The organism is Methylobacterium sp. 1030 (genome assembly GCF_040544715.1).
GTDB lineage: Bacteria > Pseudomonadota > Alphaproteobacteria > Rhizobiales > Beijerinckiaceae > Methylobacterium.
In genome coordinates this window covers 240,023-264,913 of sequence record NZ_JBEPKM010000006.1, presented here as the reverse complement: position 1 = coordinate 264,913, position 24,891 = coordinate 240,023, and the positions used below count along the sequence as shown (strand labels likewise).

Sequence of the window (24,891 nt, the reverse complement as noted above, 5' to 3'; positions counted from 1 at the left end):
CCGGACCCGACCGTGAGCCAAGCCCTGCCTTCCGCGGCTGCCCCGGCGGTCGATCGTCCGGCGGCGCCGGTGGCGCGCAAGCCCGGCGCGGTCCGGCACGGGCCCGGCGGCGCGCTGATGCTGGGCGCGCTGGGCGTCGTGTACGGCGACATCGGCACGAGCCCGCTCTACGCGTTCAAGGAGGCCGTGAAGGCCGCGACCAGCGGCGGCGCCTCGGTGCCGGCGGCGGCCACCGGCGCGGTGTCGCTGATCCTGTGGTCGCTGATCCTGATCGTGTCGCTGAAATACGCGGTGCTGATCCTGCGCGCCGACAACCGCGGCGAGGGCGGCATCGTCGCCATGCTGGCGCTGCTCGGCGCGCGGCACGCCCGGCCTGGCACGTGGAAGGCGCTGCTGCTGGTGGTCGGGCTGGTCGGCGCGGCCCTGCTCTACGGCGACGGCGCGATCACGCCGGCGATCTCGGTGCTGTCGGCGATCGAGGGGTTGAAGATCGACGCGCCGGCGCTCGGGCCGTACGTCGTGCCGATCACCCTCGCCATCCTGGTCGGTCTGTTCCTGGTCCAGCACAAGGGCGTCGCCGCCATCGGGCGGGTGTTCGGGCCGGTCATGCTCGTCTGGTTCGTCGTCCTGGTCCTGCTCGCGGTCCCGAGCATCCTGCACGCGCCGGAGATCCTGGCGGCGGCCAACCCGTTCCGGGCGGTGGACTTCCTGATCCATGCCGGCTGGCATGTCAGCTTCCTGATGCTCGGCGCGGCCTTCCTGGCGGTGACCGGCGGCGAGGCGATGTACGCCGATCTCGGCCATTTCGGCGCCCCGGCGATCCGGATCGCGTGGTTCGGCCTCGTGCTGCCGGCGCTGCTGATCCACTATTGCGGCCAGGGCGCGCTGATCATCGCCGACCCGAGCGCGATCGAGAACCCGTTCTACCGGCTCGCGCCGGACTGGGCGCATTACCCGCTGGTGGCGCTCGCCACGATGGCGACCGTCATCGCCTCGCAGGCGGTGATCTCGGGCGTCTACTCGCTCACCCAGCAGTCGATCCAGCTCGGCTTCATGCCGATGATGCGGGTGGTGCACACCGATGAGGACGAGCGCGGCCAGATCTACGTGCCGGCGGTGAACTGGCTGCTCGCCGTGGCGACCCTGACGGCCGTGGTGGTGTTCGGCTCCTCCGACGCCCTGGCCGGCGCCTACGGCATCGCGGTCTCGGCGCTCATGGGCATCACCACGCTGCTCGCCGCGCTGATCGCGCTCCGCTGGGGCTACAACCCGGTCCTGGTCCTCGCGGTCAACGGATTCTTCCTCGGCATCGACCTCGTGTTCTTCTCCGCCAACAGCGTGAAGCTGTTCGAGGGCGGCTGGTTTCCGCTGCTGCTCGCCGGCGTGGTCGCCTTCCTGATGCTGACCTGGATGAAGGGCAACCACGTCCTCGAATCCGTCCGCCAGACCATGCGCATGTCCGAGGCTTCCTTCCTCTCCAGCCTCGGCTCGCACCCGCCGGTGACGCTGCCCGGCACCGCGGCCTTCCTGACCGCCGCCACCGAGGGCATCCCGATGGCGCTCGGCCGCCTGCTGGAGCGCAGCCGCTGCCTGCACGAGCGGATCCTGCTGATCACCGTCGTCTACGAGGAGGAGCCGGTGATCCCGGCGAGCGAGCGGGCGCAGGTGACGCTGGTGGCGCAGGGGATCCGCAAGGCGATCTCGAAGTACACGCCCGGCATGGAGCGCGTCGTGCTGCGCTACGGCTTCATGCAGACCGCCTCGATCCCCGAGGGGCTGCAATGCGCGGTGGCGAGCGGGCTGCTGCCGCCGGAATACCTGGAGGACATGACGTATTTCGTGGGCCACGAGGTGGTGATCCCGTCGCCGACCCATCCCGGCATGGCGCCGTGGCGGGAGGGCCTGTTCGCCTTCATGAAGCGGAACGCCGAGCGCACCGGCGCCCATTTCGGCCTGCCGACCCGGCAGATCGTGGAGGTGGGCACCGAGATCGAGATCTGACCGGCCGCGGCGCGCGGGGGCGCTGCCCGCGGCGCGCGTCGGAGGCCGGGGCCGGCCCTCTTTCGCATTGAAAACGGCCCCGTTCGCCAGCATATCGCCACCGCAATTTCCCCACAGCGGAGGCATCACCCGTGAGCGAGACGATCGAGCGGCACGAATTCGGGGCGGAGGTGGGACGCCTCCTCGACCTCGTCGTGCACGCGCTCTACTCCGACCGCGAGATCTTCCTGCGCGAACTCGTCGCCAACGCGGCCGACGCCATGGACCGGCGGCGGTTCGAGGCCCTGACCTCGGCGGCGAGCGCGCTGCCGCCGGACGCCAAGGTCCGCATCGCGCCCGACAAAGAGGCGCGGACCCTGACCGTGTCGGACGCCGGCATCGGCATGACCAAGGAGGATCTCGCCACCAACCTCGGCACCATCGCGCGCTCCGGTACGCGGGCCTTCTCGCAGACGCTCGAATCCGCCAAGGCCGAGGATCGGCCGAGCCTGATCGGCCAGTTCGGCGTCGGCTTCTACTCGGCCTTCATGGTCGCCGACCGCGTCACCGTCACGTCGCGCCGCGCCGGCAGCGACGAGGCCTGGACCTGGGCGTCGGAGGGGCAGGGCAGCTACACGCTCGAGCCGGCGACGCGGGCCGAGCCCGGCACCGACATCGTGCTGCACCTTAAGGCGGACGCCGACGAGTACCTCGAGCCCTACCGCCTCGACCATCTCGTGCGGAAATGGGCCGACTTCATCACGGTGCCGATCGCCGTCGTGCGCGACGGCAAGGACGAGTCGGCCAACCAGGGCACCGCGCTCTGGCGCAAGGCGAAGTCCGAGGTCACCGAGGAGCAGTACGAGGAATTCTACCACTCCATCGGCATGAACTTCGACAAGCCGTGGGCGACGCTCCACTGGCGCGCCGAGGGGCAGTTCGAGTTCTCCGCGCTTCTGTTCATCCCCGGCTCGAAGCCGTTCCAGGCCCTCGAGAACGAGCGGCAGAGCAAGGTCCGGCTGCATGTCCGGCGGATGTTCATCACCGACGAGGCCGAGCTGCTGCCGCCGTGGCTGCGCTTCGTCCAGGGCGTCGTCGACACCGAGGACCTGCCGCTGAACGTCTCCCGCGAGATGCTGCAATCGACCCCGGCGCTCGCCCGGATCCGCCGCGCGGTCACCGGGCGCGTCGTCTCCGAACTCACCACCCGCGCCAAGGACGCGGAGGGCTACCAGTCCTTCTGGGAGAATTTCGGCCCCGTCCTCAAGGAGGGCATCTACGAGGATTTCGAGCGCCGGGGCGAGATCGCGCCGCTCCTGCGCTTCCGCTCCTCGGCGGTCGAGGGCTGGACCTCGCTGCCCGACTACGTGTCCCGCATGAAGGACGGCCAGGAGGCGATCTACTACCTCGTCGCCGACGACGCCGAGGCGCTCAAGTCGTCGCCGCAGCTGGAGGGCTTCCGGGCCCGCGGCCTCGAGGTGCTGCTCCTCTCCGACCACGTCGACGCCTTCTGGCCCGATCAGCTCGGCACCTTCGACGAGAAGCCGCTCCGCTCGATCACCAAGGGCGGCCTCGACCTGTCGAAGTTCGCGCCGGAGGGCGAGCAGCCGGAGGCGCCTGAGGGCATCGACGCCTTCGTCGCCGCCGTGAAGACGGCCCTCGGCGCCGAGATCTCGGACGTGCGCACCACCGACCGGCTCGTCGATTCGGCCGTGGTCCTCTCGGCCGGCACCGGCGGACCCGACCTGCAGATGCAGCGGCTCATGCGCCGGGCCGGGCGGGCCGGTGCCGGGCAGCCGGTCCTGGAGATCAACCCGCGCCACCCGCTGATTCGGGCGCTGGCCGCGGCGCCCGAATCGGAGGTGCCGCAGGCCGCCGGCACGCTCCTCGACCTCGCCCGCATCCAGGACGGCGACAGCCCCCGCGACCCGGCGGCCTTCGCCCGCACGGTGGCGGCGGCGCTCGCGGCCGCGCGGGGCGCGTAGGACTACGGAGACCCGCGCCGCGCGCTGCCGGGACGCCGCGCGCGGCGTGTGTCTCCACACACATCCGTTCGGGATGATTGTGGGTTCGGTTGATCATTCGGAAATGGTCGAGCCATAACTTCGCCACCGGTCGGGATCATTGCCCGGCCGAAGGCGCGGGCGCGGTGGGGGCCGCAGGCGTCTGAGCCGAACCCTCTCGCGCGCCTCGGGCGCGCCTCACGGACGCTGCATGAACCCGGTCGAGGCTGAAGCCGGCAACGGACAGGCGGTCGCGGCGGCGCGGACCCGGGCCCACGCCCGGGCGTACCGCCACAGCGGACGCGTGCGCACCATGCGCCGGCTGATTCCGGTGGTCGCCGGCGGCGCGGTGGCGCTGCTGCTGGGCTACCTGTTCAATCCCTTCGCGGCGCAGCTGCCGGGCGTCTCGGTCGGCCCGGTGACGCTGGCCGGCTCCAAGGTCCGCATGGAGAACCCGCGGCTCTCGGGCTTCCGCCAGGGCACGCGCGGCTACGAGGTGACGGCCGACGCCGCCCTCCAGGACGTCCGCAAGCCGAGCCAGATCGAGCTGCAGCAGATGCGCGGCCACATCGCCACCGACGACCAGGGCGGCATCGCCCGCCTCTCGGCGACGTCGGGCCTGTTCGACACCGCCCGCGAGGCGCTCGACCTGAAGGACGACATCCGCATCTGGACCGACAAGGGCGAGGAGGCGCGCCTGCGCTCCGCCGCCGTCGCGTTCAAGACCGGCTCCATCAGCTCGCAGGAGCCCGTCACCGTCTCGAGCGCGCGGGCCAACGTGAAGGCCGACACCCTCGACGTCGTCGAGAACGGCAAGCGGATCTCCTTCGTGGGCAACGTCCACGTGGTCATCGTCAGCGACGCGCCGGGGGAGAAGCCCCAGGCCCGCATCCTGACGTCGGACGCCGAAGCCGCGGACGGTGCCCGATGAGCGCCGCCCGCCTCCTCTGCGCCGCCCTGGCGGCCGGGCTGGTCCTCGCCGGCCCGGCGCTGGCCGAGAAGCCGGCGCGCAAGGATTCGCCCTTCGGCAATATCGGCGGCGGCGGCAAGGATCCGATCAAGATCGACGCCGACCGGCTCGACGTGTTCGACCGGGAGAACAAGGCGGTCTTCGCCGGCAACGTCGTGGCCGTGCAGGGCGACAGCACCATCCGCTGCTCGACCATGACGGTGACCTACAAGCGCGGCAAGGACGCGCCGGGCAAGGGCGCCAAGGGCGACGCCAAGCCCGAGGCGCGGGACGAGGGCGCCGACGCGGCGCCGCGGAACCCCGCAGAGAACGGGATCCAGAAGGTCGACTGCGCCGGGCCGGTGACGGTGGTGCAGAAGGACCAGGTCGCCACGGGCGATCACGCGGTGTTCGACCAGGACGCCAAGCGGATCGTGCTGACCGGCAACGTCGTCCTGAGCCAGTGTCAGAACGTCACCCGCGGGCAGCGGCTCGTCTACGACATGAACACCGGACGCGCGAACATGGACCCGGTGGCGGGCGGCCGCGTCTCGGCCCTGTTCGTGCCCGGCGAGAAGTCCGACGCCAAGGACGGCAAGGCGAAGGGCTGCAGCCAGCCGCCGCCCAGGCCGAAGGCGCAGGTCGATTGAGCGGCGCCGTGGCGTTCCAGGCGGGCCCGCAGGAGCCGGCCCGGACGGGCTGGCTCGGCCGGCTGTTCGGCCGGCGCGCTCGGCAGGCCGAACAGCCGGCCGAGGCCGACGGCTGGTCCGCGGCCGAGGAGGGCGGTCTCGGCATCCTCAGCGTGCGCGGCCTGCGCAAGAGCTACGGCGCCCGCACGGTCGTCCACGAGGCCGGCCTCACCGTGCGCACCGGCGAGGCCGTCGGGCTGCTCGGGCCGAACGGCGCCGGCAAGACCACGATCTTCTACATGATCACCGGGCTGGTGGCGGCCGATCGCGGCCACATCACCCTGGACGGCCTGCCGATCACGCACCTGCCCATGTACCAGCGGGCGCGGCTCGGGATCGGCTACCTGCCGCAGGAGGCCTCGATCTTCCGCGGGCTCACCGTGGAGGACAACATCCGGGCGGTGCTGGAAGTGGTCGAGCCGGACCGCAAGGCGCGCGCGCGCAAGCTCGACTCGCTGCTGGAGGAGTTCGACATCGCGCGCCTGCGCAAGTCGCCCTCGATCGCGCTCTCGGGCGGTGAGCGGCGGCGCTGCGAGATCGCCCGGGCGCTCGCCTCGTCGCCGACCTTCATGCTGCTGGACGAGCCCTTCGCGGGCATCGACCCGATCGCGGTCGGCGACATCCAGGACCTCGTGAAGCACCTGAAGCAGCGCGGCATCGGCGTGCTGATCACCGACCACAACGTCCGCGAGACGCTGGGCCTGATCGACCGCGCCTACATCGCCCATTCCGGCCGCATCCTCACGGAGGGCACGCCCGAGGAGATCGTGGCGAACCCGGACGCGCGCCGGCTCTATCTCGGCGAGGATTTCCGGCTCTAGGCCGGCCGCTCAGCCCTTCCAGTTCTTCAGCGCCGCGAAGGGGCTGTCCGAACCCGCGGGCTTCTCCGGGTTCAGCACCGGCTCCACCTGGGCGATCGCGTCCGCCATCGAGAAGGCCGAGCCGCTCTGGAGCCGGCCGCCCGCCGCGTCGCGGTGGCCGCCGCCGCGGAACAGGCGGGCGCCGTCGAGCGCCGTGCCGTCGTTGGACCGGAACGACAGCGTGCCCATCCGCTGGACGTTGACCACGCGCTTGGCCCGGCCCGCGTCCATGATCAGGTCGGAGACCCGCTGGAAGGTACCCGAATCGAGGGCGAAGGACAGGAGCGTGCCGTCCTTCAGCGGGCGGAACAGGGAATCCGAGCGGGCGAGCGCCCGGGCGAGCCGCATGCGCGTCGTCAGCGCCGGATCGTCGTCCGGCGCGTCGCGCAGCAGGGTGTCGACCACGCCGGCGCGCAGCGCCGAGGCGCGGCGCTCCAGCTCGGCCGGGCTCGCCCCGTCCCGCAGGGCGGCGGCGGCCGCGAGCAGGATCTCGGACACGAACCGGTCGTGCCAGGGATGCCCGACCGGCACGTAGCTCGACACGACCTCCCAGAACAGCTCGTCCAGGGCCAGGCCGCCCCGGAAGGCGGGGCTCTCCTTGCGCCACAGGTCGAGGGCGTCGACCGCGGTGAGCAGGCTCGACAGGTCGGTCGCGGGCTCGTGCGCGGCGAACAGGGACCGGTGCTCGAAGGCCATCCGCGTGGCGCAGATGTCGTCCTCGATCAGCACGGCGATCTCGGGGTCGCCCAGGTCGATCCGGTGGAGCGCCGGCCGCTCGGCGTCGGGTGCCGCATCCAGGCCCAGGCGCCGCATCTGGTCGAGGGAGGAGGCGTGGTGGTCGAGGACCACGAGGCGGTGCTTCTGCCCGTCCTCGCGGCGCCGGTTCATCGCGGCGAACTTCTTCAGGCCCGCGATGGTCTGCTCCTCCAGGCCGAGGTCGGTCATCAGCAGGATCTCGCGCTCCGCCGCGCGGCCGAGGCGCCGGATCTCGTCCTCGAAGACCGGGCCGACATCGCTGTAGCGGGGCACGTGGACGACGCGCTCGACCGGGGCGCAGGCGGCGGCGACCGTCGAGGCGCCGTAGCCGTCGAGGTCGTGGTGGGTGATCTGGATCAGGCGCAACGGGCGGACTCGGAGGGTGACGGAGCGGCCCGTCTACGACGCCCGGCGCCGCGAGGCGAGGGGCGGCCCGTCTACGACGCCCGGCGCCGCGAGGCGAGGGGCGGCGGCCCTTCCGTCCGGCGGCGTTCGGTGCAGAATGCTCCCCGGCTGCCACGAGTCGCGAAGGACCGGCCGGCCGCGGAGACCCCCAAGGGGCCCGTCATTCGGGGAGGACACGATGGCCCTGGCCGCAACGCCGCGCGTGCGCCGCATCCAGACGATCTCGCTCGCCCTGCTGGTGACCGCGGGCGTCGTCAACTACGTCGACCGGGCGACCCTCGCGGTGGCCAACCCGCTGATCCGCGAGGATCTCGGCCTCTCGATCCCCGACATGGGCCTGCTGCTCTCGGCCTTCCTCTGGGCCTACGCCTTCGCCCAGCTGCCGGCCGGGGCGCTCGCCGACCGGCTCGGCCCGCGCCTGACGCTGACGCTCGGCCTGACCTGCTGGTCGTTCGGCCAGATGCTCGGCGGCGCGGTGACGTCGTTCTGGCAGTTCGTGAGCGCCCGGATCGTCCTCGGAATCGGCGAGGCGCCGCATTTCCCGACCTGCGCCCGGGTCAGCCGCGACTGGTTCAACATCCGCCAGCGCGGCACCGCCACGGGGATCTGGAACTGCGCCTCCTCGCTCGGGACCTTCCTGGCTCTGCCGCTGCTGACCTTCCTGATGGTGAGCTTCGGCTGGCGGGCGATGTTCGTCATCATGGGCGCGGCCGGCCTCGTCCTCGCGGCGATCGTCTACCTCGTGTTCCGCAACCCGCGCGAGACCGACCTCACGCCGGGGGAGCGGGCCTTCCTGGAGGAGGGCGATGCTCCGAACGCCGGCCGCGCGGTCACCTGGAGCGCGTGGCGGCGGCTCTTCGGGTTCCGCACCAGCTGGGGGATGATCGTCGGCTATTTCGGCTGCATCTACATGACGTGGCTCTACACCGCGTGGCTGCCGAGCTACCTCGAGATCGAGCGGCACTTCACCCTGCAGAAGACTGGCCTCGTCGGCTCGATCCCCTTCGCCTTCGGCGTGCTGGGCGGGATCCTGGGCGGTCGCGTCGTGGATGTCCTCGTCCGCCGCGGCGTCGACCCGATCCGCAGCCGCAAGATCCCGATGGTCGGCTCCCTGGTGGCGACCGCCGCGTTCACGGTGGTGGCGGCGCTGACGCCGAGCGACACCCTCGCGATCGCCTGCATCTCGGCCTCGCTGTTCCTGGTCTACATGAGCTCGTCGTCGGCCTGGGCGATGGCCTCCGTGGCGGCGCCGGCCAGCTGCACGGCGTCGCTCGGCGCCATGCAGAATTTCGGCGGCTACATCGGCGGCGCCCTGGCGCCGACCGTGACGGGCTTCATCGTCGGCGGCACGGGCCACTTCTCCATGGCCTTCATCACCGGCGCCGTGATCGCCCTGGTGGCGGCCCTGGGCTACTGGACGCTGATCCAGGATCCCATCGCCGACGAGGGTCCGGAGAGCCCCGCCGTCGGCGCGCTCGGGGCCGCGCGCTAGGCGAGCCGACGGCGCCCTCTCGCGTCACCCCCGCGCGTCACCCCCACGCTTCACCCCCGCAGGTTCGGCGCGGCCAGGATCAGGTCGCGCAGATGCGTGCGGGCCGTGAAGCTCCGGCGCATCAGGTCGACGAAGGTGGCGGCCGGCCCGTCCCAGTCGTGGCGCGCCGCGTGGGCCCGCGCGGCGCAGGCGTCGAAGGGCAGCCGCCCCTCGACCGCCGCGCCCATCAGCTCCGCGAGACGGTCGACTCGGTCGGGCGCGTCCGGGTCGAAGTAGCTCGCCGCGCTGCCGCCGGCTTCCGGGATGGCCGTCAGGCTCGAGGCGATGACGGGGGTTCCCCGGGCGAGGCTGTCGAGCACCGGGATGCCCCAGCCCTCGCCGCGGCTCGGGAAGACCAGGGCGGCGGCCCGGGCGTAGAGGTCGGACAGGCCCCGGTCGTCGATGCCGGCGATGTGCACCGCGTCCGGCGTCCGGGCGAGGCGGTCGAGGGTCTCGGGCCGCTCGCCGTCGCCCTTGCCGACCACGATCAGCCGGGCCGCGCCCTGCGGCAGCCGCGCGAAGGCGTCGAGGACGAGGCCGAGGTTCTTCCGCGGCTCCAGCCGGCCGACCATCAGCAGGTAGGGGCGCCCGTCGGCGAGCGGCGTCCGCTCCGTGACCGCCTGCGGCGGCGTGGAGCCGCAGCGCACCTCGGCGATGCGCTCCCGCGCGATGCCGTAGACGTTGGCGATGGAGTCGCGGCTGTAGTCGGAGATGGTCAGGACCAGCTTGGCGCGCCGCGCCGAGAGCCGGGTCAGGATCTTGTTCCGCCAGCGCATCGACCAGGGGAAGAACTCGGGATGCGTCTCGAACAGGATATCGTGGACCACCACCACCTGCCGGTCGCCCGGCACCAGCGGCGGGGCGATGTAGGTGGTCAGCAGCGTGTCCAGACGGTCGCGCAGGAACAGCCACGGCCAGACCAGGGTCAGCCGCACGGTCGCGGGCACGCGCGGCAGCCGTTGGTGCTCGATGTTGTCGCCCGAGACGATGCGGGCGCAGGCCTCCGGGTCGCCGGAATACACCACGTAGGTGGCGTCCGGGTGGCGCGCGGCGGCGCGCCCGATGATGTTCACGAGCCAGGTCCGGCTGCCCTGCGGCTTGCCGGTGAGCACGTGCGCGTCGATGCCGATGCGAAGCATGTTACGGATTCCTGTAGGCGCCGAAGGTCGGGGCCTCGCCGGGGGCGTAGGCCTGGCCGGCGATGTCGCGGGTGGCGCCGAGCGGGATGCCGGCGCGGGCCGGGGGCGCCGTCAGGGCGAGCCCGCCGGCCATGGGGTTCGCGGGATCGCGGAAGGCGGGCGTGCCGGTGAGGTCGGGACCCTGACCGTTGAGCGGCAGGCTCGCCCCGTCGCCGGTGGCCTGCGTGCCCCAGCGGTAGAGCGGGGCGCCGACGGCGCTGCCGAGGAAGTTCGGCCCGATCGCGTTGTTGTTGTCGGTGGTGGTCGCCTCGACCACGATCGCGGCCACGTTCGGCCGGGTCGCGTAGGCGATGTTGTTGAGCACCCGGTTGTTCGACGTGCGGTCGACCTGCTTGGTGTAGTCGGAGGCCAGCACGATCTCGCCGCGATAGACGTGCTTGCCGCCGGAATCGCGCATGTTGCCGGTGGTCGAGTTGTTGACCACCGTGTTGGAGCCGGCGTCGAACAGGTTGATCCCGGCGCCGTCGTTGTCGGCCGCGACGTTGAACGCGACGATGTTGCCGTCGCACCACTGGTCGATCTGGATTCCGTTGCCGTCCTGGCCGGTCGTCTCCTTCTGGCCGGTGACGATGTTGTACCGGATGATGTTGCGGTCGCCGGCGTCCTGGGCGGCGTCCTTGGCGTAGACGTGGATGCCCGAGGTGCCCGACATCCCCACGCCGTTGCCCGAGACGCGGTTGCCCTCCACGACGTAGCCGGAACCGTTGATCTCCATCCCGTGGATGCCGTTGCCGGTCACGGTGTTGTCGAGGATGAAGCTCGGATCCTCTGCGGGCGCGTTGATCACGTCGACGGCCACGCCGTGGGTCTGGTTGTCGGCGAGGGTGTTGCCGGTGATGCGGTGACCCGCCCCGGCACCGTCGCCGATCCAGATCCCCAGGCCGGAGCGGGACACGGTCGAGCCCGCGACCGTGACATGGCTCGATCCCCGGCGGATGATGAAGCCGGAATTGACCGCGCCCTGGACGCTCAGGCCCGTGACCGTGACGTAGGTGGCGTTCTCGAACACCACGGAGTTGGACAGCCGCGGCTGCGTGCCGGGTTCTGCCGCCACCGTCACGGGCGCCGCCGCGGTCCCGCGGGACCCGACGAACACGACGTCGCCGTAGCTGCCGCCCCGGACCAGCACGCTCGATCCGGGACCGAGACTGGCGAAGGGCACGTCGGCGAGCCGCGCCACCGTGGTGTAGCCGGGCTTCGCGCCGCCGGCGGGATCGACCAGGATGTTCTGCTGCACCTGCGCGTCGGCCGGCCCGCAGGCGGACAGGACCGGCAGGAGCAGGGCCGACAGGGCGCCGCCGAGGACCGTGCGGGGCCAACTCATGCCGCGAGCGCCCGGGCGATGGCGAGGCGCTTGCGCCGCTGGAACAGCCGCCGCCACACGCTGCGGCCGGCCTCGGGGCTGATCCGCGTCAGCGCGCGCGCCGCCATATGCCAGCCGGGCAGGAGCGCCTGCGGCATGGCGAGGTCGGCGACCCGGTGGCGCGCCGCCGCGCCCAGCGGCGGCGGCCCGACGAGGCCGAGCCGGCCGAGATCCGCCACGAGGTCCGGGCGCTTGCGATACCACAGCACCAGCGCCGCGCCCTCGCGCTCGGCGATCCGCAGGTAGGCCGCCTCGTCCAGGAGGTGGTGGTGGTAGCCCAGCGCCTCGGGCGCGTAGAACAGGCGCATGCCGCGCCGGGCCAGCCGCTCGCCGAGCTCGATGTCCTCGTGCCAGAACAGCTTCGGGTCGAAGCCGCCCGCCTCCTCCAGGAAGCGCCGGTCGACGCTGACGTTGCAGGTCAGGAACGCGTCCCAGCCGACCGCGTCGCGGCCCGCCAGCGCGTCGTAGGAGGCGTCGTGGTGGAGCGCCGAGAAGGGCGAGAAGGGCAGGGCGGGGTCGATCGTCATCCGTCCGAGGATCGCTGTCTCACGACCGCCCCGCCGGGCGTGGGCGAGCCGGTGCGCCTCGACGAGGCTCGGGACCGGGATCGTGTCGTCGTTGACGATCAGGAGGCGCTCGCCCCGCGCCGCCGCGATGGCGCGGTTGCGGGCGGCGTTCGCCCCGGCATTCTCCTGGCGCAGGTGCACCACGGGGATCCGGGCCGTGGCGACGGCGCGGCTGACGACCGTCCCGGTGTGGTCGGTCGAGCCGTCGTCGCAGACGACGATCTCGAAGGGCGCGTCCGTCTCCTGCCGGTCGAAGGCCCTCAGGCACAGGCGCAGCGTGTCGGCGCGGTTGTAGGTCGGGATGATGACCGAGAGCACGGGTCGATCGCTCATGAGGAGGCTTCCGGGAGCGGGAGGTCGAGGGGATCGGTCGGGGCGCGGCGCAGGCACAGCCACCCCGCGAGGGCGGCCGAGAGGGCCGCGGCGGCGGGCACCGCCGCGGGCGCCAGGGCGGCGGGACCGGCGGCCCAGGCGAGGACGGTGAGGAGGGCCGGCGCGGCGAGGATCGGCACGTCGGCCAGGGCGAGGGGCGGTCCGGCCTCCCGCCAGAAGGCCTGGGCCAGGACGCCGAGCATCGCGGCCTCGGCGAGCAGCGCGGCGATGCCCGCGCCGAGGAGCGGATCCCAGGGGATCAGCAGCGTGCAGGCGAAGAGGTTCGTGGCGCAGGCCGCCGCGCTCCCGCGCACCGCGAAGCCGGTCCGGCCCAGCGGGACGAGGCCCGCGAACAGGATCGTGGCGGCGATCAGCAGGACGCTCATCCCGGTGGCGATGCGCAGCACCGGGACGGCGCGGCCGAAATCCGGGCCGAAGGCGAGGCGCACCAGCGGCTCCGCGAGGGCGCAGGTCGCCACCGCTCCGGCGCAGGACGCGGCGAGGATCGGGACCAGCGCGCCGCGGACCCGCGCGCGCAGGGCGGTCGTGCCGGCGCGCGACCGTCCGTCGACCAGGGGCCCGACGGCGCGCCCGAAGACCGGCACCAGCGGGGCGCACAGGGTGATCGCCACCGCGGCGCCGAGCTCGAAGAACCGGAAGCCGGCCGTGAACTGGCCGAGCTCGGCCGCGCCCGCGAAGGCGGCCAGCATCATCAAGCTGATCCGACCGTTGAGCGAGCCGAGGGCGTTCGAGACGCCCACCCCCGCCGCGGCCCGGATCGTCGCGAGCGCGTGCGGCAGCGAGGCGGGGCGGGCGGGCACGAGGCGCAGCGCCAGCGCCAGCCCGACCGCGCCGTACGCGATGCCGGCGGCCACCGCCACGAGGCTGAGCGCCGCCTCCGGAAGCTGCAGCCAGAGCGCGAGTGCCGTCCCGCCGACCAGCAGGGCGGCGTTGGCGAGCGACGGCCAGACGGACCAGCCCGGGCGCCCGCAGACCTGGAACAGGGCGTCGAGGAAGCGGGCGGCCGCGAGCGGCATGAGGAGAGCGGCCAGCGCCAGGGCGGGCCGGATCGCGTCCGGCAGCATCGGCAGGACACCGAGGAGTGCGGCGCCGGTCCCGAGACCGAGGACGAGGCGCGCCGACAGCATCCGGCCGAATTCGGCCGCCCGCATCTCCGGCCCGATCGCGCCGAGCCGCGCCCCGAAGGTCAGGGTGGTGCCAAAATCCGCCGCGATCAGCGCCACCGCGAGGATCGCCAGGGCGAGGCCGTAGCGGCCCAGCGCCGCCGGGCCGGCGAAATGGCCGACCATCACGAAGGCCGCGAAGCCGGCCGCGAGGTAGACGCCGCGCCCCGCCGCCTGACCGAGCAGGTTCGCGCCGTAGCGCAGCCCGCCGGCGCGCCTCCGTCCCGACAATCGGTTTACCAAGCGAAGCATCTCTCGGTGAAGCCTGACTGAAAACTGCGACCTACGATTGCATCGTGGCAGGCTGCGTATGGCTTGCAACCGCAAGCTCAATTTATGGTTGCAGAGTTGTCGCGTTGGGAAAAACCGGAGGACTGCGTATGTCCGAGACAGCCGCTGGACCGGATCTGCGTCTCTCGCGCGGAGTGGACGCGGAGGCGGGGCGTCTCCGGTGGGCCGAGGTGCGGGCTGCCCTGTCCGCCGACCGCGATCACTGGCGCCGCCGCGGCGGCGGACCGGCCCGCCTGCGCCGGGGCTACCACGCGGTCTGGCTCTACCGCCTGTCCCGCTACGCCCACGAGCGCGGATGGCGGATGGCGGCGTGGCTGCTGTGGCTGGTGAACGGCTGGTGGACGGGCGCCGACATCCCGCCCTCCAGCCGCATCGCCGGCGGCCTGTTCCTGCCGCAGCCCTACGGGACGGTCATCGCCGGCGCCGTGGGCCGCGACGCCGCCTTCGGGATCCAGGCCTCCATCGGCGGCCTGCTGAAGGAGCCCGATCAGGACATCGGCGGCGGCCCCGGCCTGCCGGTGCTGGGCGACGACGTCGTCCTGGAGGCGGGCGCCATCGTGCTCGGCGCCGTCCCGATCGGTGACCGGGCCCGGATCGGCCCGCGGACCACCATCCTCAAGCCCGTCCAGGCCGACGAGGAGGTCATGCCGCAGCCCTGGCGGCCGCTTCCCGGCCGGGGGGGCGCGGCGTGAGCGGCCCGATGACCGACCACGTCACCCTGCCGGGCCTGCGGCGCCTCCTGGCGGCCGACTTCGCCCGCGTCCTGCGCCAGACGACGGGGGGCAAGCCGACCTCGCGGCTGCGGCGCGCGATGCACCTCACGCTGCCGGCCATGCAGGTGGCGATCCTCCACCGGACCGCGCACCTGCTGCACGGCCGGGGCTGGCGCCGCTGCGCCGCCCTGGTGGCGGACCTGTCCCTGCGGCTGACCGGCGCCTGCCTGCATCCGGGCTCGCGCCTCGGGCCCGGGCTGTTCGTGCCGCACCCGGCGCGGGTCGCCTTCTGCGGCACCGGGGGCGCCGACCTGACGCTCCTCCCCGGCACCCTGGTCGGGCCGCGGGACTGGGTCTTCCCGAGCCAGCCGTTCCCCGCCGACGGCCCCCGTCTCGGCGACGGCGCCGTGGTCGGCGCGCACGCCGCCGTGCAGGGGGCGGTTGCCATCGGCGCGGGCGCGACGATCGGGATCGGGGTCTGCAGCCTCCGGGACGTCCCGGCCGGCACCGTGACGATGCTGGTCCAGCGGCAGCTCCGCAGCGGCGGCCGCGGCCCGGAGGCGGGCCGTGGGCGCTAGATCCGGACGCGCCGGGCCGGTGCCCGGCTCACGCGCGCCCGTGCTCGCGGCGGACGGCCGGCCGCGCCTCCCGGCCCTGGCGCCTGGGCGCCAGCTGGCGGCGCAGCACGCGCTCGTAGGCGTCGAAGATGCCGCGCCACGTGAACGCCTCGGCGTGGCGGCGACGGGACGCCTCGCCCATGACCGCGAGGCGGCGCGGCCCGGCCCGGACCAGGCCGAGGATGCCCCGCCGCAGCTCGGTCTCGTCACCGAAGTACAGCGCCTGCGGCCCCGCCACCCAGCGGTTGAACGGGTTGTCGTGGGCGAGGATCGGCGAGCCCGCCCCCAGCGCCTCGACCAGCGACGGGTTGGTCCCGCCAACGGTGTGGCCGTGGATGTGGAACCGGGCGTGGAAGCGGAGTGCGGCCACGCGCTCGGCCTCGTAGATCGCGCCGGCGAAGATCACGTCCGGCCCGCCCGCCGCGCGGACGGCGCAGTGGTACGGGTCGGACTCCGCGAGCTTGCCCAGCACGAGCAGCGGCAGGCCCGGCCGGACCTCGCTCCAGGCCCGGACGATCTGGAGCACGAGGTTCTCGGGCACCACCCGGGCGATCAGCAGGCCGTAATCCCGCGGGCGCAGGCCGAACGTCGCCAGCGGCTCGGTCGAGGCCTCCAGCACCGGGTCGGCGCCGTACGCGATGGTGGTGATCCGGGCGGCCGAGGTCCGGCGGGCGAGGTGCAGGGCGATCTCCGGATGGTCCGCCACGAGGTGGGTCGAGAACAGGCTGCCGAGCCGCTCGTTCAGCCAGAACCAGGCCTTGGCGGGCTTCGACCAGCGGTCGCGCTTCCACTCGATGCCGTCCATGTTCATCACGCTGCGCTTGGCGGTCAGCCGGTAGAGCAGCGAGAACACCGCGGTGTTGTAGCCGAGCACGAGGGGCAGGGCCGGCCGGAAGGCCGCCCGCAGGGTGCATTTCAGGTCGAACACGATCGTCGAGACGGCGCCGTCGCCCCGGACCGCGACCGGGATCAGCAGGATCCCGCGCCAGACCATCGGGGGCGCCGGCTCGCGCACTTGGCAATAGACCTCGACCCGCCAGCCGCGCGCCACGAGCTCCAGCGCGAGGCGCTCCGCCAGCGTCTCGAACCCCCCGTGCGCCGCCGGCACCCCGCGGGTGCCGAGGATCGCCACTGTCGGGCGCCCGCCCGATCCCCCGGATTTCATATGCGCCGTCGGCGCAGCACGTTCAGAGGAGCCTGAGGCATGGTCACTGTCGAACAGCGTCTGTTCCGGGAGATGGGAGCCGGGGGCTATTCCCGGCACGACCACCGGATGGAGTACATCGTGCGCGTCAACGCGCTGCTCCGCTCCGACATGCGGGTCATGGAGTTCGGCGCGGGGCGCGGCAAGTGGAGCGATGACCCGGTCCCACTGCGGCGGCACCTCGGCGACTTCCGGGGGCGCTGCGCCCAGGTCGTCGCCTGCGACGTCGACGAGGCGGTCCTCGGCAACCGGTCGGCCGACGAGGTCCGGCTGATCGGTCACGACGGGGTGCTGCCATTTCCGGACGGGAGCTTCGACCTGATCTCGGCCTTCTCGGTCCTCGAGCATATCGAGCACCCCGAGGTCACCGCGGCGGAGCTCGGCCGGGTGCTCGCGCCGGGCGGCTGGCTCTGCGCCTGGACGCCGAACCGCTGGGGCTATGTCGGGATCGGGGCGCGGCTCGTGCCGAAGCGGCTGCACGCCCGGGTGCTGCGCCTCGTCGAGCCGCGGCGGGTCGAGATCGACTCGTTCGTGCCGCTCTACACGATGAACACGGAGGCGGCGCGGAAGCGGCTTTTCCCAACTGACCGGTTCGAGCACTTCACCTACAGTTTCGACGGGCAGCCGTTCTATCATGGCGAGAACATCGTCCTGGGCAAGTTCTGGGAGCTGCTGTTCCGGCTCACGCCGGGTCCCTTCAAGGGCTACCACATGGTGTTCATCCGCAAACGGCCGTGACGGTTCATCGCGGTCGGAGACGAAGACTGCGCAGGTGCCCGGAGAACCTGCGCATGTCCTCGGCCTTGCGGGCGAGGTCCGGCTGCCGGCGCAGCCGGGCCGCGACACCGTAGGCCACGGCCCGCAGGGTGAAGCCGAGCCGGAGCGGGCCGGAGAAGAAGGCGGGCGACGACAGGAGCCGCCCGGCATTGCGCAGGCTGTAGATGGCCGCCAGCCCGTCGAGCCAGCGTGCCGAGCGGGCGCTTCCCGAGCCGCCCTGGAGATGGGTGACGGCGATGTCCGGGCGGTAGGCGACGCGCAGGCCGGCATCGCGCAGTCGGCAGCCCCAGTCCACGTCCTCGCCGTAGAGGAACATCGGGCTCTCCAGGCCGCCGATCGCGGCGATCGCCGAGCGGCGCAGCAGCAGGCAGGCCCCGCAGATCCAGTCGACGTCGAGCGCCCGCGCCCCCCTGGCCTGGCGGCTCACGAGGTAGAGGCCGCGCAGCCCGAGGCGGCCCGACAGGCCGGCGGCGTGCACCAGGATCGAGAGCGGGCGCGGCTCGTAGCCGGCGTCACCGACCTGATGCGTCCCGTCCGGGAAGGTCAGGCGCGGGCCGACCGCCCCGACATCCGGTTGCGCGTCGAGATGGTCCAGGAGGCCCGCGAGCGCGTCCGGGTCGTGCAGGAACGCGTCGGGGTTGAGGAGCAGGATCGCGGTACCGCGCGCGTGCTCCAGCGCGCGCGCGTTGCCGCCCGCGAAGCCGTGATTGGTCGGCTCGGCGATGACCCGCACCCAGGGAAAGGCCCGCGCGACGCGCTCGGGCGTCCCGTCGGTGGAGGCATTGTCGACGAGGATCACCTCGTAGGGGCGTCTCACCCGGCTCGCCGCCAGCAGGTCCAGGCAGGTCTCGATGTCCCGGCCGGCATTGTAGGTGACGATCAGGACGCTGAGGCTGACGGCGCTCACGGACGGTCTCCGTACGCTGCGAGGGATGGGCGACGCCCGGACGGCACGGGGATCCGCTCCGGACGCGCGCGCGCCGCGCCGATCGGGCCCGTCGACGCGACCGCCCGGGACGCTGCGACGGCCCTGCGCCGCTGCGCCGCCCGCACCCCGGCGATCAGCCCGAGGCCGGTGTAGAGCAACTCGGCGATGCCGAGATTCAGGCGGAAGCCCGGATCGACCAGCCCGTGCAGCAGGTGCGCGATCAGGCCGACCGCGCAGGCGGCCGCGATCGCCGCGAGCGGATCGCCCACCGGGGCGCGGCGGGCGGCGCGGAAGCCCCGGGCGATGCCGATGCCGAAGACCAGCGCGAAGGCCGCGTAGCCGACGACCCCGACCTCGGTGAGGATCAGGATGTGCAGGTTGTGCACCACGTGGTTCGACCGGTCGAACAAACCGGCGAGCCGGGACAGGCCGGTCCTGTCGAGAACCGCGAACTGGTTGCCGAAGTTGTTCAGGCCGACGCCGAAGATCGGGAACTGCTCGAACAGGGCGAGGGCCGCGGCGTTCAGCGGGCCGCGCTGGGCGGCCGAGCCGCCGTCGTCGGCGGTGAGCCGCTCCCAGATCAGCGGGCCGGCGTAGAGCGCCGCGACGGCGCCGACGATCGCCAGCAGGCCGAGGACGATCAGGCTCGTCCGGGAGAACAGGCGGTCGCGGTAGACCAGCAGGATCAGGAGGGCGGCCGAGACCGGGAAGGTCAGCCAGGACGCGCGCGACAGGGTCAGGACCACGCCGACCAGGGCCGAGGCGGCGCCCGCCGCCCCCGCGAGGCGCAGGAGCAGCGGGCCGCGCGACAGGGCCAGCGCCAGGGCGAGCGGCCAGACGAACTCGTAGTAGTAGCCGAGGATGTTCGGGTGGACCTTCAGTCCGCCGGCGCGGCGCTGGGCCGAGAAGTTGATGTTCTCCTCGACGATCTGTTCCTCGCCCAGCACCGACAGGCCGAGTTCCGAGCCCGAGACGTATTGCAGGCCTGCCACCGCGGTCTGGACGAGGCAGAGGGCGCAGATCGCCAGCGCGAGGGTCCGGATGTCGCCCTCGGACAGGTTCGAGACCGCGACCGAGACCAGGAGGAGGCCGGCGAAGCGCCACGTGTCGAACCAGAGATAGGCCGGGTCGGTGGCGTTGGAGAGCGAGAGCAGCCCCGCGATCAGGAAGCCGAGCTGCGTCAGCACGAGGGGCCGGTCGAGCCGCAGGCCCGGGGCGTCCTCCCCGAGTCCGGCGAGCTTGGCGACGATCAGCGCCGTGGCCACCAGCAGGGCGACGCTCACCGTCAGGCCGGCGCCGCCGCCGATGCTCGGCAGGTACTGCCCGACGGCCTCGAAATGCTGGAGGAAGCTGACGTCGAGCTTGACCGTCAGCCCGACCGCGAGGGCGACGAGCAGGAGCGGCGTGAGGCGATAGAGCCGCCCGACGATCAGGGCGCCGACCCCGCCGAAGGCCGCCGCGAGGCCGACGACGGCGAATTTGAGCGGCGCCGCGCTCAGGGCGATCGCCCCGGCCGCGGCCGCGAAGCCGATCCCGGCGAGCGGCAGGACCCGCAGCGCGCGGACGGGCGCCGCGCTCATCCGAGCCACCGGTAGAGCCATCGCGGGATCGGCCGCCGCGTGCGGTTCAGGACGACGCCGAGCGGCGCCCCGCCGGCGGCCTTGAGGTCGGCCAGGGCGCGCTGCGCCACGGCCCGACGGGTGCGCTCGGCGCCGATCACCACGATGAAGCCGTCCACGAAGGGGGAGAGCGCGGCGGCGTCGCCGATCTCGGTGATCGGCTCGCAATCCACGATCGCGAGCTCGAAGCGGTCGTCGACGAGCGCCAGGAAATCCTCCACGCGGCCGTCGTCCAGGGTCGCCTGGCGGATGGCCGACGGGCTGCCCGCGGGCACGACGCTGAGGTTGTCGGCGACCGGGTGGACGCCGCGGCTCGGGGCGACCGTGCCGGCGACGATGTCGGCGAAGCCCGGCTGGCCGGTCAGGCCGTAGGCCTCCGCCAGCGACGGGCGGGACCAGTTCGCCTCGATCAGAACGGCGCTGCGGCCCCGCCGGGCGTAGGCGCCGGCGAGTTCACGCGCGAGGGTGCTGACGCCCTCGCCGGGCTGGACCGCGGTGAGGCCGACCCGGCGCACGCGCGCCTCGTGCCGGGTGAGCTGGACGAGGGCCGGCTCCAGGATCGCCGGATCGATCTTCGGCGCGATGGCGGCGGCGATCATGCGGCGGCTCCCGTCTGCAGCGGCACCGCGGCCAGCACCGGCACCCGCAGCGAGCGGGCGACCTCCGACGCGCTGCGGTAGGTCTGGGCCAGGATCTCCGCGAGGGCGACGTAGGCCAGGGCGGCGAGCAGGCCGAGACCGGCCGCGAGCCCGAGGATCAGCGGCCGGTTCGGGCCGGAGGGCAGCCGCGGCGGCACGGCGCGCGCCACGAGGGCCGAGGAGGTGACGGCCTGCGCGTCGAGACCCGTGCCGGTCTTCAGAGCGTCGATCCGCTTCTGGGTCTCGGTGATCTCGTCGGTGAGCAGGCCCTTCTGCTGGGTCAGCCGGCCGTAGGCCAGCGCCGCGTCGCTCTGGCCGATGGCCGCCCGGCGGCGGGTCTGCTCGATCCCCGTGATGCTCTGGATCTTCTCGGCGAGGATGGCGAGCTTCGCCGTGTCGGCGGCGAGGAGCGCCTGATACTTCTGCCGGGCCAGGGCCGCGAGGTCCCGATCGAGGCTCACGAACTCGGGGGCGGTCGGCCGGAACCGCACCGCCAACTCGGCGCGCTTCGTCCGCAGGTCCGCCCAGCGCTGGTCGAAGGCCGTGACCGTCGGGTCCGCGTCGGGCGGCGTCGGCTGCCAGCGGTCGGGTCCGGCCTCGCGGGTGCGCTTGAGCCGGGTCTCGACCACCTCGCGCTCGATCTGCGCCGCCGATTTCTGCTTGGCGAGGTCAGCGAGGGTGCCGAGGTCGTTCTGCTGCTCGATCTCGAAGCTCGCGGTGTTGTTGCCCTTGAGGTAGGTCGAGAGCTGCGCGTCGATGGCGGCGAGGTCGGCCCGGGCGCGCTCCAGCTTGCTCTGGTAGAACGAGGCGGGAGTCTCGTCGGCGTAGACCTCCACGTGGCGGCGCTTGTAGGCGTCGAGCAGCCGGTTCAGCGCCTGGGCGGCGAAGTGCGGGTCCGTCCAGGTGAAGCCCGTGAGGATCACGTCCGTCTCCTTCACGAAGACGACCTTGAACGCCGCGAGGTACGCCTCGTAGAGCTTCTCGTCCGGGGTCAGGTGGCGCAGCAGGCCCACCGCCTCGAACGGGATCCGCACCGTATCGACGACCCAGGTCTTGACCGCCTTCGCGCTCCGCACGGCCTGACGGCCCTGGTAGATCAGCCAGTCGGTCCAGTCCGCCGGGGGCGGCCCGAGGTCGCCGGTCGGGGTGATCGCCTTCAGCGTCGCAAATTCGTCGCGCACGATGCTGGGATCGCGCAGGATCTCGATCTCGTTGTTCACGTTCTGCGCGCGCTCCGAGAACATGTAGTTCTGGTTCGCGCCGCCCTGGAGCGGGGCGCCCGCCTTCTCGCGGCCGAGACGGATGATCAGCTTGGCGTCGGCCGTGTACTCGGCCGGCGTCAGCAGCAGGTAGATCCCGGCGCCGAGGATCGCCGCGACGAGGATCAGCAGCGCCGGCCGGATGTGCCGGAACAGGGCCGCGAGGGCGTCGCGGAGGTCGAAGGCCGGGCCCTCGACCGCGTCGGCGGCGGTCAGGTCGCTCTGCCTCACGTGCCGGACCTCACGGTGGCGCTGGTGGAGGTGCTGGCGGACGGGCCGGTGATGTAGTTCACGCCGAAGCCGGTCCCGTTGAAGAGCAGGATCTGGCGCACCACGAGGTCCACCGCGCGGGCGGTCTTGGCCAGCAGCGAGGGCGGCACGTAGACGGTGGCGTTGGGCGGCACCACGATCGAGTCCGCCAAGCCCGGCTGGCCGATGTCGACGATGCGCACGCTGCCGGCCGCCTCGGCGTCGAAGCGGATGATCCGCACGGCCTCGCCGGCCGCGGTCGGCAGGACGCCGCCGGCCGAGCCCAGGACCTGCGCCAGCGTCCGCGGCCCCTGCAGGGTGACGGGACCCGGCGCGCGGACCTCGCCGAACACCATGGTGTTGGCCGGGACGAGGCTCGCGAGCCGGACGCTGGTCGTCACCGAGGCCAGCTGGTGCTTGTAGGCGGCGTTCAGGCTGCCCATGACCTCGTGGACGGTCCGGCCCGCCGCCTGGACCGGAGGCACCATCGGCAGGTTGATCTTGCCGTCCGGCTCGATCGCCAGGACCTTCACGCGGCCCATGTCGGCCCGCTGGGTGAGGTCGCGGAAATCGTCGGTGACGGTGCGGAACCGGCGCAGCATCAGGGTGACGACCGGATCGATCAGCACGTCGTCGTAGGTGCTCTTGATCAGCGCGGCGGCCGCCTCCGGCGACAGGCCGGCGACCTTGATGCCGTTCTTGCCCGGCAGCGAGATCCGGCCGTCCGGCCGGACGATCACCGTACGGTTGTATTCCGGGTGCGTGCGGAAATCGACGTCGAACTCGTCGTTCGGGTTCAGGCGGTAGGTCGGCTGGACGACGCTGGAATCGATCAGGAACGAGACTTCCAGGTTGTCGCCGACGTTGAGCCGGTAGTTCGCCAGCCCGAGGCGCATGGTCCGCCCGACCTCCTCTTGGGCGGCCGCGACCAGCGCGGCCGGGAGGCCCTCGGTGACCGAGCCGGTCTGAGCCACGTCGAGGCCGGAGCGCGCCGCGCTCTGCGGGCGCCCGGAACTGCAGCCGGCGAGCAGCGGCGCGCAGGCGACGAGCGCGAGCGCGACCGCCGAGGCACCGGATGGCCGGCCGGGACGCCGTCGCGCGACACCGAGGAACGCAGACAGGGTAAACGCCATCGACCTTCAGCCGCATCCTGCTCGAGTGCGCTCGTCCCATCACAACTCGTGATCGAACCGCGCACCGCGATACAATCGCCAAGCTTGGTTAACGAGGCTTGAACCCGGCTCTCGGCAACTCTATCAGAAGTTGTGTCTGGCAAGCCGTGGCAAAGTGCTGAGCCTCGCCCGCCCCGTAGAGGGGGGCGGGTTCCGGCGCAGGCCGAACGCGTGTGCGCGGCCGGGGCGCAGTCGTTCCCGCCGCCGGCGGGTCGATGCGCGGATCCCGCCGCGGCGGTGCCGTCTCCCGACAAGTCCCGCGCACGCTCCCGCCGATCTAAACCTGTAATTAGAGGGATGCTTGCCCGGATTTAAGAACCTGATCTATAGTTCGACGGTATGGAGCCGTACCGAGCGAGGACGAGAGTTCGACAAGCCGGCGCGGGGCGCCAGTATCCGGCGCGGCGGAGGCGCGTCACATGTCGGGCGTGAGGCCGGATCTCTTCGCCCGCCTGCACGACGACCTGGAGTCCGGCTTCCGGGAGGACCTCGAGGAGGCCGTGATCGATCCCGCGCGCTGGCCTGACTTGGCCGAGCGCGTCGTGCGGGCGTCCGGCAGCGAGGGCGCCCTCCTTCTGCGCTCCGACCGGACCGGCCTCGAATCGCTCTGCACCGCCTCCCTCGCCGACGCCTCGCGCCGCTACTTCGACGAGGGCTGGCACCGCGACGACCATCGCCTCCGCGGCATCCCGCTCATGCGGACGCGCGGGATCGCGGTCGATCAGGACTTCACCACGCCGGAGGAGATCGCGCGCCTGCCCTTCTACCAGGACCTGCTGGCCTCCCGCGGCCTGCGCTGGTTCGCCGGGATCGGCTTCTCCGTGAAGGGACGCCTGTGGTGCCTCTCCCTGCAGCGGACCGTGGAGCAGGGACCGTACGAGCTGCACGAGCAGCGGCGCCTCGCGACCCTGTCGCCGCTCCTGCAGCGCGCGGGCCTGCTGACGTCGATGGTCGAGCGGGCCCGGCTCGCGGGGCTGACGCAGGCCTTCGAGCTGATCGACCGCGCCGCCCTGATTCTCGACGCCGACGGACGGGCGCTCCGCTGGAACGACGCGTTCGGCGCCCTCCTCGGGCGCGACCTGAAGCTCTCGGGCGGCCGCCTCACCGCGGAGGATCCGGAGGCGGCGCGGCAGCTCGAAGCCCTGGCGCGGCCCTCCGGCCGCCCGCCGATCTCGGCGGTCGTCGCGGCGCGACGGGACGGGCCGCCGCTCGTGATCCACGTCGTGCCGCTGGTCGGGCCGAGCCGCGGCCTGTTCGCCGGGGCGAGCACGCTGCTCCTCGGGAGCGTGCCCGGGGCCCCGGCCGCGCCCGCGACCGCGATCCTCCAGGCGGCCTATCGGCTGACCCCGGCGGAGGCGCGCCTCGCCCAGGCGCTGTCGAGCGGGATCTCGCTGGCCGAAGCCGCTTCGCGATTCGCGATCACCGCGGCGACCGCGCGCTCGCAGCTGAAGGCGATCTTCGCCAAGACCGGAGCGACGCGCCAGTCGGATCTCGTGCGGCTCGTGGCCGGGCTCGCGCGCTGAGGGGTCACGGTTCCGAGAGGCGCGCGGCCCTGTCGCGTCGGCGC

Annotated in this window: 21 protein-coding genes; 10 read left to right on the top strand and 11 right to left on the bottom strand. The window is 72.8% G+C overall.

Going from position 1 to position 24,891, the window contains the following annotated elements; translation table 11 throughout:
* The first annotated feature begins 12 nt into the window (after nt 1-12).
* The 5 genes from ABIC30_RS10960 (at nt 13) to lptB (ending at nt 6,442) form a co-directional block, all read left to right on the top strand.
* Entirely contained in the window at nt 13-2,001 is a 1,989-nt protein-coding gene (locus ABIC30_RS10960; RefSeq protein WP_026604533.1) for a potassium transporter Kup, read from the top strand.
* Nucleotides 2,002-2,132: 131 nt separating this feature from the next.
* Nucleotides 2,133-3,965: a molecular chaperone HtpG gene (htpG, locus tag ABIC30_RS10955; protein ID WP_354454927.1), complete on the top strand. Its 1,833-nt coding sequence runs from the start codon at nt 2,133-2,135 to the stop codon at nt 3,963-3,965.
* A gap of 229 nt (nt 3,966-4,194) precedes the next feature.
* Nucleotides 4,195-4,914 carry an LPS export ABC transporter periplasmic protein LptC gene (gene lptC, locus ABIC30_RS10950; RefSeq protein ID WP_042671243.1) on the top strand — a complete coding sequence of 240 codons (720 nt, stop codon included), beginning with the start codon at nt 4,195-4,197 and terminating at the stop codon, nt 4,912-4,914.
* Nucleotides 4,911-5,582 carry an LptA/OstA family protein gene (locus ABIC30_RS10945; protein WP_056531813.1) on the top strand — a complete coding sequence of 224 codons (672 nt, stop codon included), beginning with the start codon at nt 4,911-4,913 and terminating at the stop codon, nt 5,580-5,582. Before lptC ends, ABIC30_RS10945 begins: the two co-directional genes overlap by 4 nt.
* 8 nt (nt 5,583-5,590) lie before the next feature.
* Nucleotides 5,591-6,442: an LPS export ABC transporter ATP-binding protein gene (lptB, locus tag ABIC30_RS10940; protein WP_419149853.1), complete on the top strand. Its 852-nt coding sequence runs from the start codon at nt 5,591-5,593 to the stop codon at nt 6,440-6,442.
* 9 nt (nt 6,443-6,451) lie between these two features.
* On the opposite strand, the gene ABIC30_RS10935 is transcribed toward lptB, so the two are convergent.
* Nucleotides 6,452-7,603 (bottom strand): demethylmenaquinone methyltransferase, encoded by a 1,152-nt coding sequence (locus ABIC30_RS10935; protein ID WP_020090583.1) that lies wholly within the window; start codon nt 7,601-7,603, stop codon nt 6,452-6,454.
* 217 nt (nt 7,604-7,820) lie between these two features.
* Here ABIC30_RS10935 and ABIC30_RS10930 point away from each other — a divergent pair, with 217 nt between their 5' ends.
* Entirely contained in the window at nt 7,821-9,134 is a 1,314-nt protein-coding gene (locus ABIC30_RS10930; protein ID WP_020090582.1) for an MFS transporter, read from the top strand.
* 50 nt (nt 9,135-9,184) lie between these two features.
* Here the strand turns inward: ABIC30_RS10930 and ABIC30_RS10925 are convergent, their stop codons facing one another.
* The 4 genes from ABIC30_RS10925 to ABIC30_RS10910 are packed head-to-tail and all read right to left on the bottom strand — an operon-like array spanning nt 9,185 to nt 14,088.
* Complete coding sequence (locus ABIC30_RS10925; protein ID WP_020090581.1) at nt 9,185-10,312, bottom strand: glycosyltransferase family 4 protein; 1,128 nt, start codon at nt 10,310-10,312, stop codon at nt 9,185-9,187.
* Nucleotide 10,313: 1 nt separating this feature from the next.
* Nucleotides 10,314-11,696 (bottom strand): right-handed parallel beta-helix repeat-containing protein, encoded by a 1,383-nt coding sequence (locus ABIC30_RS10920; RefSeq protein WP_020090580.1) that lies wholly within the window; start codon nt 11,694-11,696, stop codon nt 10,314-10,316.
* Nucleotides 11,693-12,634 (bottom strand): glycosyltransferase family 2 protein, encoded by a 942-nt coding sequence (locus tag ABIC30_RS10915; protein WP_354454923.1) that lies wholly within the window; start codon nt 12,632-12,634, stop codon nt 11,693-11,695. The genes ABIC30_RS10920 and ABIC30_RS10915 overlap by 4 nt, the downstream gene beginning before the upstream one ends.
* The gene (locus ABIC30_RS10910; RefSeq protein ID WP_020090578.1) at nt 12,631-14,088 is read right to left on the bottom strand and encodes a lipopolysaccharide biosynthesis protein; all 1,458 of its coding nucleotides are present in this window, start codon (nt 14,086-14,088) and stop codon (nt 12,631-12,633) included. The genes ABIC30_RS10915 and ABIC30_RS10910 overlap by 4 nt, the downstream gene beginning before the upstream one ends.
* Nucleotides 14,089-14,237: 149 nt before the next feature.
* On the opposite strand from ABIC30_RS10910, the gene ABIC30_RS10905 reads away from it, so the two are divergent.
* Both ABIC30_RS10905 and ABIC30_RS10900 read left to right on the top strand, forming a co-directional pair.
* On the top strand, nt 14,238-14,840 hold the full coding sequence (locus ABIC30_RS10905) for a serine acetyltransferase (RefSeq protein ID WP_026604529.1): 603 nt from the start codon (nt 14,238-14,240) through the stop codon (nt 14,838-14,840).
* A gap of 8 nt (nt 14,841-14,848) precedes the next feature.
* Entirely contained in the window at nt 14,849-15,439 is a 591-nt protein-coding gene (locus ABIC30_RS10900) for a serine acetyltransferase (RefSeq protein ID WP_020090576.1), read from the top strand.
* A gap of 28 nt (nt 15,440-15,467) precedes the next feature.
* On the opposite strand, the gene ABIC30_RS10895 is transcribed toward ABIC30_RS10900, so the two are convergent.
* Nucleotides 15,468-16,643, bottom strand: a complete 1,176-nt coding sequence (locus ABIC30_RS10895) for a DUF1972 domain-containing protein (protein WP_043711944.1) — start codon at nt 16,641-16,643, stop codon at nt 15,468-15,470.
* A gap of 39 nt (nt 16,644-16,682) precedes the next feature.
* On the opposite strand from ABIC30_RS10895, the gene ABIC30_RS10890 reads away from it, so the two are divergent.
* Entirely contained in the window at nt 16,683-17,420 is a 738-nt protein-coding gene (locus tag ABIC30_RS10890) for a class I SAM-dependent methyltransferase (RefSeq protein WP_020090574.1), read from the top strand.
* Between the two features lie 4 nt (nt 17,421-17,424).
* Here ABIC30_RS10890 and ABIC30_RS10885 read toward each other — a convergent pair whose 3' ends face one another.
* From ABIC30_RS10885 to ABIC30_RS10865, 5 genes are read right to left on the bottom strand one after another with little or no spacing between them, the layout of a single operon-like run.
* Nucleotides 17,425-18,366: a glycosyltransferase family 2 protein gene (locus ABIC30_RS10885; RefSeq protein ID WP_020090573.1), complete on the bottom strand. Its 942-nt coding sequence runs from the start codon at nt 18,364-18,366 to the stop codon at nt 17,425-17,427.
* Nucleotides 18,363-19,967: an O-antigen ligase family protein gene (locus ABIC30_RS10880; protein ID WP_354454919.1), complete on the bottom strand. Its 1,605-nt coding sequence runs from the start codon at nt 19,965-19,967 to the stop codon at nt 18,363-18,365. The genes ABIC30_RS10885 and ABIC30_RS10880 overlap by 4 nt, the downstream gene beginning before the upstream one ends.
* The gene (locus ABIC30_RS10875; protein ID WP_020090571.1) at nt 19,964-20,605 is read right to left on the bottom strand and encodes a CpsD/CapB family tyrosine-protein kinase; all 642 of its coding nucleotides are present in this window, start codon (nt 20,603-20,605) and stop codon (nt 19,964-19,966) included. The genes ABIC30_RS10880 and ABIC30_RS10875 overlap by 4 nt, the downstream gene beginning before the upstream one ends.
* Nucleotides 20,602-22,134 (bottom strand): GumC family protein, encoded by a 1,533-nt coding sequence (locus ABIC30_RS10870; protein ID WP_020090570.1) that lies wholly within the window; start codon nt 22,132-22,134, stop codon nt 20,602-20,604. Before ABIC30_RS10870 ends, ABIC30_RS10875 begins: the two co-directional genes overlap by 4 nt.
* Nucleotides 22,131-23,285: a polysaccharide biosynthesis/export family protein gene (locus ABIC30_RS10865; RefSeq protein ID WP_020090569.1), complete on the bottom strand. Its 1,155-nt coding sequence runs from the start codon at nt 23,283-23,285 to the stop codon at nt 22,131-22,133. The genes ABIC30_RS10870 and ABIC30_RS10865 overlap by 4 nt, the downstream gene beginning before the upstream one ends.
* Before the next feature lie 458 nt (nt 23,286-23,743).
* Here ABIC30_RS10865 and ABIC30_RS10860 point away from each other — a divergent pair, with 458 nt between their 5' ends.
* Complete coding sequence (locus tag ABIC30_RS10860; RefSeq protein WP_234082103.1) at nt 23,744-24,847, top strand: helix-turn-helix transcriptional regulator; 1,104 nt, start codon at nt 23,744-23,746, stop codon at nt 24,845-24,847.
* The last annotated feature ends 44 nt before the right edge of the window (nt 24,848-24,891 follow it).